Here is a 1768-nt window from a genome sequence, read left to right as displayed (position 1 = left end):
CCCGAACCGGCACGCGCCCCGGCACCGATGGCCAAACAGGCCGTGCTGGAGGTTGATGGCCAGCGCTATGCCCTGCACCATCATTCGATTGTGCTGGGCCGTTCAGCCTCCACCGACATCCCGATCGATGACCCGGGCGTTTCCCGGCAACATTTCCGTGTCGAACAAAGAGGAGATGACTACGTGGTACTCGATCTGGGGTCCACCAACGGCACCTTCGTCGACGGCCGCAAGGTCAACGGCGAGACCCGGGTGGGCGATGGCTCGGTCATTTCCCTGGGCAAGACCAAGGTTGTCTTCCGACTCATCGCCCAGGGGCAGAAGGGACGCGCATGAACGACCTGCTGCTCGCCCTGTTCCGCCTGGGCTTCCTGGTTCTGCTGTGGCTTCTGGTGCTCAGCGTCGTGGGCGCCATGCGCCGTGACCTGGTCATCGGGACCCGCGCCCGCACCGGCCAGCCCAGCGCCCGGGCGATCAAGAAGAACCCGACACTGGCTGAACCCGAACCGACCGCCCGCAAGACGGCCACCGCCCTGCAGGTGGTGGAAGGCCCACTTTCCGGCCGCGAAATCAAGCTTGACGGCCAGCCGATCCTCTTTGGGCGCGCCCAGGATGCAACCGTCGTGTTGGAAGACGACTACGCCTCCGGTCGCCACGCCCGGCTCTTCCCGCAGGGTTCGCGCTGGTTCCTGGAGGACCTGGGATCCACCAACGGCACCTTTATCGGGGAGAACCAGCTGTCGCGTCCGCAGCCCGTGGAATTGGGCCAGCGGATCCGCATTGGCAAGACTGTGCTGGAGTTGAAGGCCTAGCCTATGGCATTGAAGCTCAAGTTTGCCGCCCTGTCAGACGTAGGCCGAGTGCGTTCAAAGAACGATGATTCGGCCTACGTTGGCGAGTACCTGGCGGTGCTGGCCGACGGCATGGGCGGCATGTCGGTGGCGACGTGGCTTCGGCCTCCACCGTGCTGGATTTGATCCACCTGGACCGCCGCTACACCCCGGACCCGCAGAACGCGCTGCCCGATGAGATCCAGGCGGCGAACCTGGTGCTGAACGAACTGGTGGGCGCGAACCCGAAGCTTTCGGGCATGGGCACCACCGTGACCTCGCTGCTGCTCTCCGAGGAAACGCTGCACCTGGCGCACATCGGCGACTCGCGCGCCTACCGCCTGAAGGACGGGGTGTTCGAGCAGATCAGCCGGGACCACACGTTCGTGCAGCGCCTGGTCGAGGAAGGCCGAATCCGCCCCGAGGAAGCATCGGTGCACCCGCACAAGAACGTGCTGCTGCGCGTCCTTGGCGATTCGGATGCCTCCCCCGAACTGGACATCCAGCAGCTGCCGGCCGCGGTCGGTGAACGCTGGCTGCTGTGCTCCGACGGCCTGACCGATGTGGTGCCCGACGAAATCATTGAGCAGGCGATGCGCACCACCGCGGACCTGGAGGAGATCGCGGCCGACCTGGTGGCCACGACCCTGCACAACGGGGCGCCGGACAACGTCACCATCGTCCTGTTCGACATTGTCGAAACTCCTGACCTGCCCCCGGTCCAGGCGGTCTCCGGGGAGCCGGAACCGGACACCGGACAGCTGACGATCGCCGTGGAGGGTGACATCGAGGCCAGCGCCTCGCTGATCCGCCATGAGATCTCCCAGCGCCCGCACGTACTCGTGGGCGCCGCCGACCTGGCCACCCAGACCGGGCAGATCCCGGTGGTAACCCAGAGCACCGGTGAGCGCCGCGCCGCGGCCCTGCTCACCCACCGT

General features: G+C 66.3%; 2 protein-coding genes and 1 pseudogene. All 3 read left to right on the top strand.

Annotation, left to right across the window (positions count from 1 at the left end; all coding sequences use genetic code 11):
- A partial coding sequence (locus JCM19049_RS13180) for an FHA domain-containing protein (RefSeq protein ID WP_279403198.1) occupies nucleotides 1-336 on the top strand: 336 nt, incomplete at its 5' end.
- Nucleotides 333-812 carry an FHA domain-containing protein gene (locus tag JCM19049_RS13175; protein ID WP_054821811.1) on the top strand — a complete coding sequence of 160 codons (480 nt, stop codon included), beginning with the start codon at nucleotides 333-335 and terminating at the stop codon, nucleotides 810-812. The genes JCM19049_RS13180 and JCM19049_RS13175, both read left to right, overlap by 4 nt.
- Before the next feature lie 3 nt (nucleotides 813-815).
- A pseudogene (locus JCM19049_RS13170) lies at nucleotides 816-1768 on the top strand (PP2C family serine/threonine-protein phosphatase); the annotation flags it as partial.

This window comes from Arthrobacter sp. JCM 19049 (genome assembly GCF_001310435.1).
The sequence above is the reverse complement of the archived record's forward strand: the minus strand, read 5'-3'. Positions and strand labels throughout refer to the sequence as shown.

What these genes read in the sequence shown, in the direction of transcription:
- JCM19049_RS13175 (WP_054821811.1), top strand. Translation starts at nt 333, where the DNA reads ATGAACGACCTGCTGCTCGCCCTGTTCCGCCTGGGCTTCCTGGTTCTG.